This is a genomic window from Streptococcus sp. LYSM12, assembly GCF_004569635.1.
Lineage (GTDB): Bacteria > Bacillota > Bacilli > Lactobacillales > Streptococcaceae > Streptococcus.
This window is the reverse complement of the sequence record NZ_SPOZ01000064.1, coordinates 1-1,203: the sequence shown is the minus strand read 5'-3', so window position 1 is coordinate 1,203 and position 1,203 is coordinate 1. Positions and strand designations below refer to the sequence as shown.

1 protein-coding gene is annotated in these 1,203 nt (G+C 49.7%); it reads right to left on the bottom strand.

Annotated features, from left to right (window positions below):
- On the bottom strand, positions 1–1,203 hold a 1,203-nt coding region (locus tag E4T79_RS10690), incomplete at both ends, for an RHS repeat-associated core domain-containing protein (protein ID WP_280643171.1).

The following is a 1,203-nucleotide window of genomic DNA, read 5'->3' as shown; positions in this document are numbered from 1 at the left end:
GTCCACTTGGGTCTGTGTAGTTGACTGGGTTATTATGGACATAGGCATAGCGGTTCTGACTGAGGGGATCACCCAGTTCACCTTGGTAGGAATCCTCAGTTAAGAAAGTGCCTGCCCTGCTATCATAATATCTTGCTCGCAGGTAGTCAAGTCCCGTGATGTCCCTTGCTTCCCCATTGTAGGCAAATGGATTGCCTGTTTCATCTGTTGACTGCTTGGTTGAGCCGTAAAGACTATAGCTGCTTGACGCTACTGCTTGTCCCTCCTTGGTCAAGCCTGTCACAGAACCAGACTGGTTGGCCAGATAGTTGTAATGGTCGCCTGTTTCATGATTCAGGTAAGACGTTCTACCCTGACCATAGGTGTAGGTTTCCTTGGCGTTTAACTCACGGTCATAGGTCTGGAGAACTTCGGTATGTGCCCGATTGACATCATTGACATAGTTGCGCTCTTCGTAGTAGTTAAAGGTATCCTCCCGTGTGGTATAAGGGATAAGAACTTCCTTGACTTGACTGGCATAGGTCACGTCGCCCTCACCAGGAAGATTTCCTAGGTCTGGTGGGTTGACCACCAGTCCCTCACTACCCGCCCTGTCTTTCGCCACTTTCTGGTGGTAGGCGGTAGAGACATCGTCGAAAATCTCATGCCAAATAGTCCCAACGGTCTGTGGGAAGCTTGAGAGTGCCTGAAGCACATTCTGACTAAAGCCATACCAGAAGAGGCTGTGCTCCTCCCCATTTGGAGAAGTATAGGGAGATTTCTTCTTCTCCTCGCGGTTGAAGAGTTGATAGGTATGCTTGCCCTCTTTACGGCTGGCGGTAAATACCCTGTTGTCGTCCCCATCATAGAGAGCCGCCATCAAAAGACCCTCCTTGTCCTTGACCGCAAGGAGACGGTTCTCCGTGTCGTAGAGGTAGTCTAACTTCTCATCCTTCTTCTTAGAAGAAATCCGGTTGCCGTTCTTATCGTAAGTGTAGGTGGTCACACCGTCCTTGTTCTCCAACTGGGTCAGGCGGTTGTTATCATCGTAAGTAAAGGTGGTCTTGTCTTCCTTACCATCGGTGGCTTCGGTGCTGGTCAGCTTGTTTCCAGCCAAGTCGTAGGTGTAAGAGAGCGTAGACAGTTCCTTACCAGCCTTGTCAGATACTGTCATGGTCTCGATTTGACCGAGGGTATCGTAGGTATAGGCTTGGACAAGGGTTT